General features: G+C 64.9%; 13 protein-coding genes and 1 tRNA gene. All 14 read right to left on the bottom strand.

Annotated elements, in window-relative coordinates; genetic code table 11:
* Positions 1–125: GTP-binding protein (locus tag ACUVYZ_RS17010; RefSeq protein WP_446033088.1), on the bottom strand; the 125-nt coding region annotated here is incomplete at its 3' end.
* 19 nt (positions 126–144) lie between these two features.
* Positions 145–2,235: an elongation factor G gene (gene fusA, locus ACUVYZ_RS17005; RefSeq protein ID WP_439935623.1), complete on the bottom strand. Its 2,091-nt coding sequence runs from the start codon at positions 2,233–2,235 to the stop codon at positions 145–147.
* A gap of 24 nt (positions 2,236–2,259) precedes the next feature.
* Positions 2,260–2,730 (bottom strand): 30S ribosomal protein S7, encoded by a 471-nt coding sequence (gene rpsG, locus ACUVYZ_RS17000; RefSeq protein ID WP_333840078.1) that lies wholly within the window; start codon positions 2,728–2,730, stop codon positions 2,260–2,262.
* 35 nt (positions 2,731–2,765) lie between these two features.
* A complete protein-coding gene (gene rpsL, locus ACUVYZ_RS16995; protein WP_333840080.1) occupies positions 2,766–3,143 on the bottom strand; it encodes a 30S ribosomal protein S12 in 378 nt (125 codons plus the stop codon).
* A gap of 191 nt (positions 3,144–3,334) precedes the next feature.
* Positions 3,335–7,576 (bottom strand): DNA-directed RNA polymerase subunit beta', encoded by a 4,242-nt coding sequence (rpoC, locus tag ACUVYZ_RS16990; RefSeq protein ID WP_439935624.1) that lies wholly within the window; start codon positions 7,574–7,576, stop codon positions 3,335–3,337.
* Positions 7,577–7,699: 123 nt separating this feature from the next.
* Entirely contained in the window at positions 7,700–11,773 is a 4,074-nt protein-coding gene (rpoB, locus tag ACUVYZ_RS16985; protein ID WP_439935625.1) for a DNA-directed RNA polymerase subunit beta, read from the bottom strand.
* Between the two features lie 250 nt (positions 11,774–12,023).
* Entirely contained in the window at positions 12,024–12,407 is a 384-nt protein-coding gene (gene rplL, locus ACUVYZ_RS16980) for a 50S ribosomal protein L7/L12 (protein WP_333840084.1), read from the bottom strand.
* Between the two features lie 57 nt (positions 12,408–12,464).
* Complete coding sequence (gene rplJ, locus ACUVYZ_RS16975) at positions 12,465–12,995, bottom strand: 50S ribosomal protein L10 (RefSeq protein WP_439935626.1); 531 nt, start codon at positions 12,993–12,995, stop codon at positions 12,465–12,467.
* An 11-nt stretch (positions 12,996–13,006) separates the two neighbouring features.
* Positions 13,007–13,702, bottom strand: coding sequence for a 50S ribosomal protein L1 (gene rplA, locus ACUVYZ_RS16970; protein WP_439935627.1), 696 nt, complete (start codon positions 13,700–13,702; stop codon positions 13,007–13,009).
* A gap of 1 nt (position 13,703) precedes the next feature.
* The gene (gene rplK, locus ACUVYZ_RS16965; RefSeq protein WP_439935628.1) at positions 13,704–14,135 is read right to left on the bottom strand and encodes a 50S ribosomal protein L11; all 432 of its coding nucleotides are present in this window, start codon (positions 14,133–14,135) and stop codon (positions 13,704–13,706) included.
* 12 nt (positions 14,136–14,147) lie between these two features.
* Positions 14,148–14,681, bottom strand: a complete 534-nt coding sequence (gene nusG / locus ACUVYZ_RS16960; RefSeq protein WP_333840088.1) for a transcription termination/antitermination protein NusG — start codon at positions 14,679–14,681, stop codon at positions 14,148–14,150.
* The gene (gene secE, locus ACUVYZ_RS16955; RefSeq protein ID WP_439935629.1) at positions 14,678–15,052 is read right to left on the bottom strand and encodes a preprotein translocase subunit SecE; all 375 of its coding nucleotides are present in this window, start codon (positions 15,050–15,052) and stop codon (positions 14,678–14,680) included. Before secE ends, nusG begins: the two co-directional genes overlap by 4 nt.
* A 72-nt stretch (positions 15,053–15,124) precedes the next feature.
* Positions 15,125–15,197 (bottom strand) — tRNA-Trp (locus ACUVYZ_RS16950).
* Between the two features lie 64 nt (positions 15,198–15,261).
* Positions 15,262–15,390, bottom strand: a 129-nt coding sequence (locus ACUVYZ_RS16945) for an EF-Tu C-terminal domain-related protein (protein WP_446033063.1), incomplete at its 5' end; no start/stop codon positions are given.

The following is a 15,390-nucleotide window of genomic DNA, read 5'->3' as shown; positions in this document are numbered from 1 at the left end:
CCCCCAAACTTCTTCGACAACACCAGCGTCAACGCCGCCGTCAGCGTCGTCTTGCCATGATCCACGTGCCCAATCGTGCCTACGTTCACATGCGGCTTCTTGCGCTCAAATTTCTCCTTGGCCATGACTGTTTCCTTCCGACGACTATTTCTTGTTGATGATCGCTTCCGCGACGTTGCGGGGCGCCTCGGCGTAGTGCTTGAACTCCATCGTGTACGTGGCGCGGCCCTGGGTAAGCGAGCGCAGCGTGGTGGAGTAGCCGAACATCTCGGCAAGCGGCACCTCGGCGCGGACCACCTTGAAGCCAGGTCGGTCCTCCATGCCCTGCACGATGCCACGGCGGGAGGACAGGTCGCCCATGACGTTGCCCATGAATTCCTCGGGAGTCTCGACCTCCACCGCCATCATGGGCTCGAGCAGCGTCGGGTTCGCTTTCCTGAGCGCCTCCTTGAAGCCGATGGAGGCCGCCATCTTGAAGGCGTTCTCGTTCGAGTCCACTTCGTGATAGGAGCCGTCGAACAGCGTGACTTTGACGTCCACGATCGGGAAGCCGGCCAGCACGCCGTTGGGCAGCGTGTCCTCCAGCCCCTTCTGCACCGCCGGGATATACTCCCGCGGAACGACGCCGCCCTTGATGGCGTCGACGAACTCGAAGCCCTTGCCGGGCCCGTTGGGCTCCACCCGCAGCCACACGTGGCCGTACTGGCCGCGGCCTCCGGTCTGCTTGATGAACTTGCCCTCGGCCTCGGCGGCCTTCTTGATGGTTTCCCGGTAGGCGACCTGGGGAGCGCCGACGTTGGCCTCGACGCCGAACTCCCGCCGCATCCTGTCCACGATGATCTCCAGGTGCAGCTCGCCCATGCCGGAGATGATGGTCTGGCCGGATTCTTCGTCGGTGCGTACGCGAAACGACGGATCCTCCTGGGCCAGACGGGAGAGGGCGATGCCCATCTTTTCCTGGTCCGCCTTGGTCTTCGGCTCCACTGCCACGTGGATCACCGGCTCCGGGAACTCCATGCGCTCGAGGGTGATAACGTTGTTCGGATCGCACAGGGTATCGCCGGTGGACGCGTCCTTGAGCCCCACCACCGCCGCGATGTCTCCCGCCCGGACCTCCTTGATCTCGGCGCGCTCGTTGGCGTGCATCTGCAGCAGGCGCCCGATGCGCTCCTTCTTCCCCTTGACCGGGTTGAAGACGGTGTCGCCCGAATTGAGGACCCCGGAATAGACGCGCAGGAAGGTGAGCTGGCCCACGTACGGGTCGGTCATGATCTTGAACGCGAGGGCCGAGAACGGAGCCTCGTCCTTCGCTTCCCGCTCGCCAGGCTGGCCGTTTTCCAGCACGCCCTTGACCGGGGGAATGTCGGCTGGCGACGGCAGGTAGTCGATCACCGCATCCAGCATGGCCTGCACGCCCTTGTTCTTGAACGCGGAACCGCACAGCATGGGCACGATTTCGAACGAAATGGTGCGGCTGCGCAGCCCTTTCTTGATGTCCTCGACGGAGAGATCCCCTTCCTCGAGATATTTGTTCATCAGCTCCTCGTCGGCCTCGGCGGCGCTCTCCACCATCTTGTCGCGCCACTCCTGGGCCTGGTCCCGCAGGCTCCCCGGGATGTCCTTGAGCTCGAACTTCATCCCTTGGGTGGAATCGTCCCAGTAGATCGCCTTCATGCGCACCAGGTCGACCACGCCTTCGAACTTCTCTTCGGCTCCGATCGGAATCTGGATCGGAACCGGGTTGGCCTTGAGCCGGGCCCTCATCTGCTCGAAGACCCTGAAGAAGTCGGCTCCCTGCCGATCCATCTTGTTGACGAAAGCCAGCCGGGGCACGCGGTACTTGTTGGCCTGGCGCCAGACCGTCTCGGACTGGGGCTGCACGCCGCCCACCGCGCAGTAGACCATGCACGCGCCGTCGAGCACCCGCATCGAGCGCTCCACCTCGATGGTGAAGTCCACGTGCCCCGGCGTGTCGATGATGTTGATCCGGTGCTCCGGATAGTTCTGGTCCATGCCCTTCCAGAAGCAGGTGGTGGCGGCCGAGGTGATGGTGATCCCGCGCTCCCGCTCCTGCTCCATCCAGTCCATGACCGCGGCGCCGTCGTGCACCTCCCCGATCTTGTGGGAGACACCCGTATAGAACAGGATGCGCTCGGTGGTCGTGGTCTTGCCGGCATCGATGTGGGCGCTGATGCCGATGTTGCGATAGCGCTGGATGGGGGTTGTGCGTGGCACTGCTGAAGACTTCCTGGTTGGACGTTAAAACCGGTAGTGACTGAAAGCCTTGTTGGCCTCGGCCATGCGATGCACTTCCTCGCGCTTCTTCACGGCGCCGCCGCGGCCCTCCGCCGCCTCGCTAAGCTCGTTAGCCAGCCGCAGGCCCATGGACTTCTCGCCGCGCTTGCGCGCCGCGTCGCGGATCCAGCGCATCGCCAGCGCGGTGCGGCGCACCGGGCGCACTTCCACCGGCACCTGATAGTTGGCCCCGCCGACGCGCCGGCTCTTCACCTCCACCATCGGCCGCACGTTGGCGAGCGCCTGGGAGAAAACCTCCAGCGGGTCCTTGCCCGAGCGTTTCTGTATTTGCTCCAGCGCGCCGTAGACGATGCGCTCGGCGACCGATTTCTTGCCCCGGGTCATGATCACGTTGATGAACTTGGCTACTTCCTGGTTCCCGAACTTCGGATCCGGAAGAACTTCGCGTTTCGGAACTTCTCTGCGTCGCGGCATAGCGCTTCCTTACACCTGTCCTTGGGTTGCGGCCCTCAGGCGGACTTCGGCCGCTTCGCCCCGTACTTGGAGCGGCCCTGCTTGCGGTCCTTGACGCCGGCGGTGTCTAGGCTGCCGCGGACGATGTGGTAGCGGACCCCGGGCAGGTCCTTAACCCGTCCCCCGCGGATCAGGACCACGGAATGTTCCTGGAGATTGTGCCCTTCCCCGCCGATGTAGCCGATGACTTCGTAGCCGTTGGTCAGGCGCACTTTGGCCACTTTGCGCAGCGCCGAGTTAGGCTTTTTCGGCGTCGTGGTATAGACACGCGTGCAAACGCCGCGCTTCTGGGGGCAGCCCTCGAGCGCCGGCACCTTGCTCTTCGCCCGCTTGGGCTCGCGGGGCTTGCGTACCAGCTGGTTGACTGTTGGCATGGTTGACCTTGTTTGCCGAAACCGAGCGCCGGGCATCTGGTTAGCGCCCGACCGCGCCTGACGTTCCAAAAAGCCGGGACGGCATGAATGCCGTCCCGTCCTCACCGAATTCAGCCGCCTTCGAGAGGGCCGGCAAGCGAGCCCGGCCACCCGAAAAAGACTGTGAATTTTATGGGGTTAACAACGCGCTGTCAAGCAACGTGCGCCTGGTCCTGGGCCTGTCCTCCCTCGGTTTCCAGCGCCTCGGCCCCCTCGGCCACCTCTGCCCCCAGCGCCTGCCGGCGCCGCAGGTTGTGGTAGGCGAGGCCCGTTCCCGCCGGTATGAGGCGGCCGACGATGACGTTCTCCTTGAGCCCGCGCAGCTCGTCCCGCTTGCCCATGATCGCCGCCTCGGTGAGCACGCGGGTCGTCTCCTGGAAGGAGGCCGCGGAGATGAACGAATCGGTGGAGAGCGAGGCCTTGGTGATGCCGAGCAGCATGTATTCGTAGGTCGCGGGCTTCTTGCCCTCGGCCTCCAGCCGCTCGTTTTCCTCCAGCACCTCGGCGCGCTCCACCTGCTCGCCGGGGATGAACTTGCTGTCGCCGGCGTCGGCGATCTGCACCCGACGCAGCATCTGCCGCACGATCACCTCGATGTGCTTGTCGTTGATCTTCACGCCCTGCAACCGATAGACGTCCTGCACCTCGTCGATGACGTAACGGGCCAGCTCCTCCACGCCCTGCAGGCGCAGGATATCGTGGGGATCCTTCGGGCCGTCCACGATCATCTCGCCCTTGTTCACCACCTGGCCGTCGTGCACCAGGACATGCTTGTCCTTCGGTATCAGGAACTCATGGGCCACCCCGTCCAGATCGGTGATCACCAACCGTTGCTTGCCCTTGGTGTCCTTGCCGAAGGAGACGGTACCGGTGACCTCCGCCAGCATGCCGGCGTCTTTGGGCGAGCGCGCTTCGAACAGCTCCGCCACCCGCGGCAAGCCGCCGGTGATGTCGCGTGTCTTGGAGGTCTCCTGGGGAATGCGCGCCAGCACTTCCCCGACGCCCACTTCCTGCCCGTCGCGCACCGTGATGATGGAGCCGATCTGGAAGGTGATGGTGACCGGCACGTCGGTGCCGGCCACTCTCACCTCCTGGCCGTCCCTGTCCAGCAGCTTGACCAGGGGCCGCAATCCCTTGGTCTGGGCCACGCCGCGCCGCTTGGGATCGATCACCACCAGGGTCGAAAGCCCCGTGACCTCGTCGATCTGGCGAGCCACGGTCACGCCTTCTTCCACGTTTTCGAACTTGATGGTGCCCGCGTACTCAGTGATGATCGGCCGAGTGTGGGGATCCCAGTTGGCAAGCATCGTGCCGGCCTTCACCGTCTGGCCGTCCTTGACCAGCAGTGTCGCGCCGTACGGAATCTTGTGCCGCTCGCGCTCGCGACCGCCCTCGTCCTGGATGAGCACCTCGCCATTGCGCGAGATCACCACCTGCTCGCCCCGGGCGTTGGTCACGTAGCGCATGCCCGCGGAGAAGCGCACCGTGCCGTTGGATTTGCTTTCCACGTGGCTCGCCGCGGTGGTTCGCGACGCGGCGCCGCCGATGTGGAACGTGCGCATGGTGAGCTGGGTTCCCGGCTCGCCGATCGACTGGGCGGCGATGACCCCCACGGCCTCGCCCACGTTGACCAGGGTCCCGCGCCCGAGATCGCGCCCATAGCACTTGGCGCACAGGCCCCAGCGGGTCTCGCAGGTGAGCGGCGTGCGCACCCGCACCTCGTCGACGCCCAGCGCCTCGACCTGGTCCACCAGGTTCTCGTCCAGCAGCGTCCCGGCGGGAACCAGGACATCGCCCGTGTCCGGGTTGATGACGTCCACCGCGGTGACGCGCCCGAGGATGCGCTCGCGCAAGGGCTCTACCACCTCCCCGCCCTCCACCAGCGCCTTCATGGAGAAACCGTTGGTGGTGCCGCAATCGGCCTCCGTGACCACCAGATCCTGGGTCACGTCCACCAGACGCCGCGTCAGATAGCCGGAATTGGCGGTCTTGAGCGCCGTGTCCGCCAGGCCCTTGCGCGCGCCGTGGGTGGAGATGAAGTACTGCAGGACGTTCAGGCCCTCGCGGAAGTTGGCGGTAATCGGGGTCTCGATGATGGATCCGTCGGGCTTGGCCATCAATCCCCGCATGCCGGCAAGCTGCCGGATCTGGGCCGCCGAGCCCCTGGCGCCGGAGTCGGCCATCATGTAGATGGAGTTGAACGACTCCTGGGTGACCACGTTGCCCTTCTTGTCGGTCATCGGGACCCGCTGCTTCTTCCTCGGGTCCCATTGCATGACCTGCTCCTGGCCAAGCTGGTCCATCATCGCCTTGGCCACCTGGTCGGCCGCCCGACCCCAGATGTCCACCACTTTGTTGTAGCGCTCCCCCTGGGTCACCAGGCCCGAGGTGTACTGGGCCTCGATCTCCTGCACCTCCTTCTCGGCTTGGGCGATGATCTCGGACTTCTGGGGTGGCACCAGCATGTCGTCGACGCAAATCGAAAGCCCCGCGCGCGTCGCCAGGGAGAAGCCCGTGTACATGAGCTGGTCGGCGAAGATCACCGTTTCGCGCAAGCCGCAGCGGCGGAAGCTCATGTTGATCAGCCTGGAGATCTCCTTCTTCTTGAGCGGCTTGTCGATCAACTGGAACGGCAAGCCAGCGGGCAGAAGCTCCGAGAGCAGCGCCCGGCCCACCGTGGTGTCGTAACGGGTCCACTTCTCCCGCTTGTCGCCATCGGGTCCGATCTCGTACTCGCGGATGCGCACCTTGATGCGCGCGCCGAGCTCCACCTGCCTGGTCTCGTAGGCGCGCGCCACCTCGGCCACGTCGGCGAAGGCCATGCCCTCGCCCATGGCGCCGATCTTCTCCCGCGTCATGTAGTACAGGCCCAGCACGATGTCCTGGGAAGGAACGATGATCGGCTCGCCGTTGGCCGGGGACAGGATGTTGTTGGAGGAGAGCATGAGGGTGCGCGCCTCCATCTGCGCTTCCAGAGACAGGGGCACGTGCACCGCCATCTGGTCGCCGTCGAAGTCGGCGTTGAACGCCGTGCACACCAGCGGATGGAGCTGGATCGCCTTGCCCTCGATCAGCACCGGCTCGAACGCCTGGATGCCGAGGCGGTGCAGGGTGGGCGCGCGGTTGAGCAGCACCGGATGCTCGCGGATCACCTCTTCCAGGATGTCCCACACCTCGGGGGCTTCCTGTTCCACCATGCGCTTCGCCGCCTTGATGGTGGTGGCGAGCCCCAGCACTTCCAGCTTGTGGAAGATGAACGGCTTGAACAGCTCCAGCGCCATCTTCTTGGGCAGGCCGCACTGATGGAGCTTCAACTGGGGCCCCACCACGATCACCGAGCGGCCCGAGTAGTCCACCCGCTTGCCCAGCAGATTCTGACGGAAACGGCCGCCCTTGCCCTTGATCATGTCAGCCAGGGACTTGAGCGGGCGCTTGTTGGCGCCGGTCATGGCCTTGCCGCGGCGGCCGTTGTCGAGCAGCGAATCCACCGCCTCCTGGAGCATACGCTTCTCGTTGCGCACGATGATGTCCGGAGCCTTCAGCTCCAGCAGCCGTTTTAGGCGGTTGTTGCGGTTGATCACGCGGCGGTAGAGGTCGTTCAGGTCGGAGGTGGCGAAGCGCCCGCCGTCCAGGGGCACCAGCGGCCGCAGCTCCGGCGGCAGCACGGGCAACACTTCCAAGATCATCCATTCCGGCTTGATCCCGGACTTCTGGAAGGCTTCCAGCACCTTCAGGCGCTTGGCGATTTTCTTGATCTTGGAGTCGGAGCCCGTGGCTTCCAGCTCCTGGCGCAGCTTTTCGATCTCCTTGTTGAGGTCAAGGGTGCGCAGCAGCTCGCGGACACCCTCGGCGCCCATCTGGGCGGTGAAATCGTCCCCGTATTCTTCCACCTTGCTGAGGTAATCGTCCTCCGTCAGTAGCTGGCCGCGGTGCAGCGGGGTGAGGCCCGGGTCCACCACCACGTAGGCCTCGAAGTACAGGACGCGCTCGATGTCGCGCAATGTCATGTCCAGCACCATCCCCATGCGCGAAGGCAGGGATTTGAGGAACCAGATGTGGGCCACGGGCGAGGCGAGCTCAATGTGGCCCATGCGCTCGCGGCGCACCTTGGACAGGGTCACCTCGACGCCGCACTTCTCGCAGATCACGCCGCGATGCTTGAGCCGCTTGTACTTGCCGCACAGGCACTCGTAATCCTTGACGGGACCGAAGATCTTGGCGCAGAACAGCCCGTCCCGCTCCGGCTTGAACGTGCGGTAGTTGATGGTCTCGGGCTTCTTGACCTCCCCGTAAGACCAGGAACGGATCTTCTCGGGCGACGCCAGGCCGATCTTGATGGCGTCGAATTCCTCTTCCTGGGTGACCTGCTTGAACAGATCCAGCAGTGCTTTCATAGCGTCTCCGATGGCGCGTCAACGCAACAATTCGAAAATCTCCGCCGCAGGCAGCGCAAGAACCAGGAGGGATGACGATGCGAAAGCCCCTGTGCCTGCGCGCGCCTGCGGTCCGTGCCCACGTCAGTACCGCTCCAGATCGATGTCGATGGCGAGGGAGCGGATCTCCTTCACCAGCACGTTGAACGACTCGGGCATGCCGGCATCGATCTTGTGCTCCCCCTTGACGATGTTCTCGTAGACCTTGGTCCGGCCGGTGACGTCGTCCGACTTGACGGTGAGCATCTCCTGCAGCGTGTAGGCCGCTCCGTAGGCTTCCAGCGCCCACACCTCCATTTCGCCGAAGCGCTGTCCCCCGAACTGGGCCTTGCCGCCGAGGGGCTGCTGGGTCACCAGGCTGTAGGGGCCGGTGGAGCGGGCGTGCATCTTGTCGTCCACCAGATGGTGGAGCTTCAACATGTGCATGTAGCCCACCGTTACCTGGCGGTCGAACGGATCCCCCGTGCGACCGTCGTACAGGGTCACCTGGCCCGAGCGCGGCAACCCGGCCAGCTCCAGCATCGACTTGATCTCCTCCTCGGTAGCCCCGTCGAAAACCGGCGTGGCGAACGGCACGCCGTGCTTGAGGTTGTGGGCGAGCTCCAGCACCTCCTGGTCGGAGAGCTGGGACAGGTCTTCCTGCCGCCCGCTCGAGTTGTAAATCAGGTTGAGCGCCTTGCGCAGGTCCGCGATCTTGGCATGGGCCTTGAGCATCTCGCCGATCTTGAGGCCCAGCCCCTTGGCGGCCCAGCCGAGATGGGTTTCCAGGATCTGGCCGACGTTCATGCGCGACGGCACCCCCAAAGGATTGAGCACGATGTCTACGGGCGTGCCGTCGGCCATGTAGGGCATGTCCTCCACCGGCACGATCTTGGATATGACCCCCTTGTTGCCGTGGCGCCCCGCCATCTTGTCGCCCGGCTGCAGCCGGCGCTTGACGGCCAGGTACACCTTGACCATTTTGATCACGCCGGGCGGGAGCTCGTCGCCGCTGGTGAGCTTCTTCTTCTTCTCCTCGAACATGCGCTCGAATTCCTGCCTCTTCTGGGCCAGGCTTTCCTTGATCTGCTCGAGCTGCAGGGCGGCTTCTTCGCTGGCGAGCCGGATGTCGAACCAGTGGTGCGGGTCCAGGCTGTCCAGGTACTCCTTGGTGATCCGCGCGCCTTTGGCCAGCTTCTTCGGCCCGCCGTTGGCGGTCTTGCCGCGCAGCAACCGCTCCAGGCGCTCGAAGGCGTCTGCCTCCACGATCCGGAGCTGGTCGGCCAGGTCCTTCTTGTAGCGCTTGAGCTCCTCGTCGATGATCTGCTGGGCGCGCTTGTCCCGCTGGATTCCTTCCCGGGTAAAGACCTGCACGTCGATGACGGTGCCGGACATGCCCGACGGCACCCGAAGCGAGGTATCCTTCACATCCGAGGCTTTCTCGCCAAAGATGGCGCGCAGCAGCTTTTCCTCGGGGGTGAGCTGGGTCTCGCCCTTGGGCGTCACCTTGCCCACCAGTACGTCGCCCGCCTCCACCTCGGCGCCGATGTAGACGATGCCCGATTCGTCGAGCCTGGCGAGCTGCGCCTCGGAGAGGTTGGAGATGTCGCGGGTGATTTCCTCCGGCCCGAGTTTGGTGTCGCGGGCCACCACCGAGAGCTCCTCGATGTGGATGGAGGTGAAGCGGTCCTCCGCCACGACCCGCTCCGAGATCAGGATCGAGTCCTCGAAGTTGTAGCCGGTCCACGGCATGAAGGCCACCAGCAGGTTCTGGCCGAGGGCGAGTTCCCCCAGGTCCGTCGAGGCCCCGTCCGCGATCACGTCGCCGCGGGAGATCACGTCGCCCACCTTGACCACTGGGCGCTGGTTGATGTTGGTGTTCTGGTTGGAGCGGGTGTACTTGGTCAGGTTGTAGATGTCCACGCCCACTTCGCCCGCGCGCGTCTCCTTGTCGTGCACCCGCACCACGATGCGCGTGGAGTCCACGTAGTCCACCATCCCGCCGCGGCGCGCCCGCACCACGGTGCCCGAGTCCATAGCCGCCACGCCCTCGATGCCGGTGCCCACCAGCGGCTTCTCCGGTCTCAGGCACGGCACCGCCTGGCGCTGCATATTGGAGCCCATGAGCGCCCGGTTCGCGTCATCGTGCTCGAGGAAAGGGATGAGCGATGCGGCAACGGAGACGATCTGGGCCGGCGCCACATCCATGTACTGGATGCGGTCGGGCGTCGCCAGCATGAACTCGTTGTGGTGCCGGCAGGAAACTAGGTCGCTCACGAACCTGCCGTTCTTGTCCAGCTCCGCGTTCGCCTGGGCGATCACGAACTGACCCTCCTCGATGGCGGAAAGGTACTCGATCTGGTCGGTCACCCGGCCGTTTTCCACCTTGCGATAGGGCGTTTCGATGAAGCCGAACTCGTTGATCCTGGCATAGAGGGCGAGGGAGTTGATGAGGCCGATGTTGGGGCCTTCCGGCGTCTCGATGGGGCACACGCGCCCGTAATGGGTCGGGTGCACGTCCCGTACCTCGAAGCCGGCCCGCTCGCGGGTGAGTCCCCCGGGACCTAGCGCCGACACGCGCCGCTTGTGGGTGATCTCCGACAGGGGGTTGGTCTGATCCATGAACTGGGAGAGCTGGCTCGAGCCGAAGAACTCCCGGATCGCCGCCGAAACCGGCTTGGCGTTGATCAGATCGTGGGGCATCAGGTCCTCGGACTCGGCCTGGGACAGCCGCTCTTTGACCGCCCGCTCGACCCGTACCAGCCCGGCGCGGAACTGGTTCTCCGCCAGCTCGCCAACCGAGCGTACGCGCCGGTTGCCCAGGTGGTCGATGTCGTCGATCTCGCCGCGGCCGTTGCGCAGGTCCACCAGGATCTTGATGACCGCGATGATGTCGTCCTTGGTCAGGGTGTTGGGACCGGTGAGATCGTTGCGCCCGACCCGGCGATTGAACTTCATGCGCCCGACCGGGGACAGGTCGTAGCGGTCCTCGCTGAAGAACAAGCCGTTGAACAGGGTCTGCACCGCCTCCTCGGTGGGCGGCTCGCCCGGGCGCATCATGCGGTAGATGGCCACCATGGCCGCCATCTGGTCCGGCGTATCGTCGATGCGCAGGGTCTGGGAGACATAGGGTCCCTGATCCAGGTCGTTGGTGTAGATGGTTTTCACCCCCCGGATCCCGGCCTCCCGCAGCTTGGCGAGCAGCTCCTCAGTGATCTCGTCGTTCGCCCGGGCGATGAGCTCGCCCGTCTCCTGATTCACCACGTTATGGGCGAGCACCCGGCCCACCAGATACTCGTCCGGCACCGTGAGCTTGTGGATGCCCGCCTGCTGGATCTCCCGCACGTGCTTGGCGGTGATGCGCTTGTCCTTCTGGACGATGACCTTGCCGCCCTTTCCCAAGATGTCGAACCGCGCCACCTCGCCCCGCAGCCGCTCGGGCACCACCTCGAACTCGATGCCTTGGTCGCCGAAATGGAACACGTCCTTTTCGAAGAAGGTGTCGAGGATCTGCTCCGGCGTCATGCCCATCGCCTTGAGCAGGATGCTCACGGGCATCTTGCGCCGGCGATCGACCCGGAAATAGAGGTAGTCCTTGGGGTCGAACTCGAAGTCAAGCCAGGAGCCGCGATACGGGATCACCCGCGCCGAAAAGAGCAGTTTCCCCGAGGAGTGGGTCTTGCCCCGGTCGTGCTCGAAAAACACCCCCGGCGAGCGGTGCAGCTGGGAGACGATCACCCGCTCGGTGCCGTTGATGACGAAGGAGCCCGTGGCCGTCATGAGCGGTATCTCGCCCATGTAGACCTCCTGCTCCTTCACCTCCTTGACCGTGGGCTTGGAGGCCTCCTTGTCGAGGAGGGCGAGCCGCAGCTTGGCCCGCAGCGGCGCGGCGTAGGTCAAGCCCCGTTGCTGGCATTCCTTGACGTCGAACGGCGGCTCGCCCAGGGTGTAGCTCACGAATTCCAGCCGGGCGTTGCCCGAATGGCTGACGATCGGGAAGATCGAGGTGAAGGCGGCCTGCAGCCCCTGGTTCTTGCGCTTGTCCGGCGGGGTGTCCGCCTGGAGGAAGGCGCTGTAGGAGTCCAGCTGCGTCGCCAGCAGGAACGGGATGTTCAGCACGCTGGCGCGCTTGGCGAAACTCTTACGGATCCGTTTTTTCTCGGTAAACGAGTACGTCATAGCTTCTCCGCCACGGGAAGGGGCAAGAACGGAAGTCGAAAGACCGGCATGTCCGCCTCAAAGTTTGCGGCCGTCGTTCGACTGTTTGACACTTCGCGCGAACCCGGGGCCCGCGCACAAAGCAACGCCTGCTTGGCCGTCACAAGTGGCAACAGGCCGGCGGGAAACCGCCAGCCTGCCTCCTTCGCTCGGCGCGCCAGGGGAACGCGCCCGTCTCGACCAATCGTTTTTTCCGCCGAGCTCAACGAGCTTACTTGATCTCCGCTGCCGCGCCGGCCTCGGTCAGTTGCTTGACGATGGCCTCCGCGTCGGCCTTGGAGATGCCCTCCTTGACCGGCTTCGGCGCCCCGTCCACCAAGTCCTTGGCCTCCTTAAGCCCAAGGCCCGTGATCTGGCGCACCACCTTGATCACGTTCACCTTGTTGTCGCCGGCGGCCTTGAGGATGACGGAAAATTCGGTCTGTTCCTCGGCCGCGGGCGCCGCCGCCCCAGCCGCTGCGGGGGCGGCCACGGCTACGGCGGTGGCGGCGGCGGAGACGCCGAATTTCTGCTCCATCTCCTTAATGAGCTCGGACAGCTCGAGCACGGTCATGTTCGCGATCGCGTCCAGGATCTCAGCTTTGGCTACTGCCATGATGCGCTACTCCTTGAGTCGAGAGGTTGAAATTCTTGAGCGTGCCTGGGCCGCCGCTCAAGCGGCCTGCTTCTGTTTCTGATCGCGCAGCGCCGCGAGCGTCCGCACGAAGCGGGCGGGCACCTCGTTGAGCGTGCGCACGAACTGCGCCACGGGCGCCTGCATGGTACCCAGGAGCTTGCCGAGCAGCTCTTCCCGGCTCGGCAACTGGGCCAGGCTCGAGACGTCCTTGGCGGACATCACCTGATTGCGCATGGCCCCCGCCTTGATGACGAACTTTTCGTTCGCCCTGGCGAACTCGTGCAGAACCTTCGCCACCGCCACCGGGTCGGGACTGATCCCGTAGGCGAGCGGCCCCGACATGTGCTCGGCAAGCCCGGCGAACGGGGTGTTGGCCACCGCCCGGCGCGCCAGGGTGTTTTTCAACACCCTCAGGTAGACACCGGATTTGCGCGCCGACGCCCGCAGGCTGGTCATGTCCGCAACGGTTAGCCCGCTGTACTCGGCCAGCACCACCGCCTGGGCGTTCGCCAGGCGCTCACCTACCTCCGCCACGACCGCCTGCTTCTGTTCCAGCTTCAGAGCCAAGGTCGTTCTCCTCACGCGTTCAAACTCGTGTGATCCACCCGGATCCCGGCGCCCATCGTCGGGGAGACGGAAATCCGCTTCAAATACACCCCCTTGGCGCCGGCCGGGCGGGCCTTCTGCAGCGCCTCCACCAGTGCCGTCAGGTTCTGCTTGAGCGCCTCCACTGGGAACGACGCTCGCCCGATGCTGCAGTGGACGATCCCCCCCTTGTCCGTGCGGTACTGGACCTGCCCCGCCTTGGCGTTCTTCACTGCGGTGGTCACGTCCTGGGTGACCGTGCCTACCTTCGGGTTGGGCATGAGCCCTCGGGGGCCCAGGATCTGGCCCAGTTGTCCCACCACCCGCATGGCGTCCGGCGTGGCAATGGCCACGTCGAAGTCGATTTTCCCGGCCTTCACCTGTTCGGCCAGATCTTCCAAGCCCACCAGGTCGGCGCCGGCCGCCTTCGCTTCCTTGGCCTTCTCTCCCTGAGTGAAGACCGCCACCCGCACCGTCTTGCCGGTGCCCGCGGGCAGCACCACCGAGCCCCGCACCAGCTGGTCGGACTTGCGCGCGTCCACCCCCAGGTTGATGGCCACGTCGATCGATTCGTCGAACTTGGCGGTGGCCGTCTCCTTGGCGAGCTGGAGCGCCTCCAGCACCGGGTAGGCGCGGCTTCGGTCAATCCGGGCGTGGAGGTTCTTAAATCGTTTGCTCACGCGCGCCATGTCACGCTCCCTCCACCTCGACACCCATGCTGCGGGCGCTGCCGGCGATGGTGCGCACCGCCGCGTCGAGATCCGCCGCGGTCAGGTCCGGCATCTTGGCGGTGGCGATTTTCTCCACCTGGGCGCGGGTAAGCTTGCCCACCTTCTCCAGGTGAGGCTTGGCGCTGCCTTTCTCGATGCCGGCTTCCTTCTTGATCAGCACCGACGCGGGCGGCGTCTTCAGAACGAAGGTGAAGCTCTTGTCCGCATAGGCGGTGATGATGACCGGCACCGGAAGGCCGGGCTCCATGCCCTGGGTCTGGGCGTTGAACGCCTTGCAGAACTCCATGATGTTGAGCCCGCGCTGGCCCAGCGCCGGGCCGATGGGCGGGCTGGGATTCGCCTTCCCCGCCGGCACCTGCAGCTTGATGTACCCGACGATCTTCTTTGCCATCTCGACTCCTTATCAAGCCTTTTCCACTTGCCCGAAGTCTAGCTCCACCGGCGTCGAGCGGCCGAAGATGGACACCGCGACCCGCAGCTTGCTCTTGTCGTAGTTCACGTCTTCCACGGTGCCGTGGAAGTCGGTGAACGGGCCCTCCTTGACGCGCACCATCTCCCCCACCTCGAACAGAACCTTGGGCTTGGGTTTCTCCACCCCTTCCTGGATCTGGCGCAGGATCGCCTCCACCTCCTTGGCGCTGATCGGCGTGGGTTTCGTGGCCGTGCCGCCGACGAAGCCTGTCACTTTGGGCGTGCTCTTCACCAAGTGCCAGGTCTCGTCGTTCATCTCCATCTCCACCAGCACGTAGCCCGGGAAGAACTTGCGCTCGGAGATGGACTTCTGCCCCCCCTTCATTTCCACCACTTCTTCCACCGGAACCAGGATCTGGCCGAACTTGTCCTGCATGCCGGAGCGCTCGATGCGCTCCTTGAGGGCCCGCGCGACGCTTTTTTCGAAGCCGGAGTAGGCGTGCACTACGTACCAGCGCTTGCTCATGCGCTCCCCTCGCCCATCAACCACCTCACCACCAGCAGCAAGCCGGCGTCCACGAGCCAAAGGAAGACCGCCATCACCATGACGAAAGCGAGCACCACGCCCGTCGTCTGCAGCGTCTCCTTCCGCGTGGGCCACACCACCCGCTTGGTTTCCTCGACGGACTCCCGGGCGAATTCCACGAAGCGGGCCCCCGGTGCCGTGAACCAGCCGACGGCGGCGGCCGCTCCCAGGCCCGCCAGCACCGCCAGCACCCGCAACACCAGGACGGCGTCGCGCAGGTAGTAAAAGCCCGCGATCCCGGCTACCACGCATAGACCCGCCAGGGTCAGCTTGATCTTGTCGGCGACCGTTACGCCGTTCGTATCACTCATGGGTTTGTCTTCCGGGATTGCCAGCCGGGCGGCGCAAGGCAGCCGTTTCGCCCGCCTCACGGGAGGCCCGGGCAGGCCAGGAGGGTCTCGAACCCCCAACCTTCGGTTTTGGAGACCGACGCTCTACCAATTGAGCTACTGGCCTATCTCAAGTCCGTGAAACGCCGCCCGCGAGGGGTCCTTGAGACTTCGTCCCCCTGCTACACGGTTCATTCGATGATTTTCGCCACCACGCCGGCGCCCACCGTGCGCCCGCCCTCGCGGATGGCAAAGCGCAGCCCCTCCTCCATCGCAATCGGGGCAATCAAGCTCACCGTGATCGACACATTGTCCCCAGG

The organism is Pelomicrobium sp. P1 (assembly GCF_052805615.1).
This window is presented reverse-complemented; position numbering and strand designations above follow the sequence as displayed.

Bases quoted from the DNA above. Each gene is read 5' to 3' on its own strand.
- rpsL (WP_333840080.1), bottom strand. From the start codon at position 3,143: ATGCCAACAGTCAACCAGCTGGTACGCAAGCCCCGCGAGCCCAAGCGG.
- secE (WP_439935629.1), bottom strand. From the start codon at position 15,052: ATGAGTGATACGAACGGCGTAACGGTCGCCGACAAGATCAAGCTGACC.
- rplL (WP_333840084.1), bottom strand. From the start codon at position 12,407: ATGGCAGTAGCCAAAGCTGAGATCCTGGACGCGATCGCGAACATGACC.
- rplK (WP_439935628.1), bottom strand. From the start codon at position 14,135: ATGGCAAAGAAGATCGTCGGGTACATCAAGCTGCAGGTGCCGGCGGGG.
- rpsG (WP_333840078.1), bottom strand. From the start codon at position 2,730: ATGCCGCGACGCAGAGAAGTTCCGAAACGCGAAGTTCTTCCGGATCCG.
- rplA (WP_439935627.1), bottom strand. From the start codon at position 13,702: ATGGCGCGCGTGAGCAAACGATTTAAGAACCTCCACGCCCGGATTGAC.
- nusG (WP_333840088.1), bottom strand. From the start codon at position 14,681: ATGAGCAAGCGCTGGTACGTAGTGCACGCCTACTCCGGCTTCGAAAAA.
- rpoC (WP_439935624.1), bottom strand. From the start codon at position 7,576: ATGAAAGCACTGCTGGATCTGTTCAAGCAGGTCACCCAGGAAGAGGAA.
- rpoB (WP_439935625.1), bottom strand. From the start codon at position 11,773: ATGACGTACTCGTTTACCGAGAAAAAACGGATCCGTAAGAGTTTCGCC.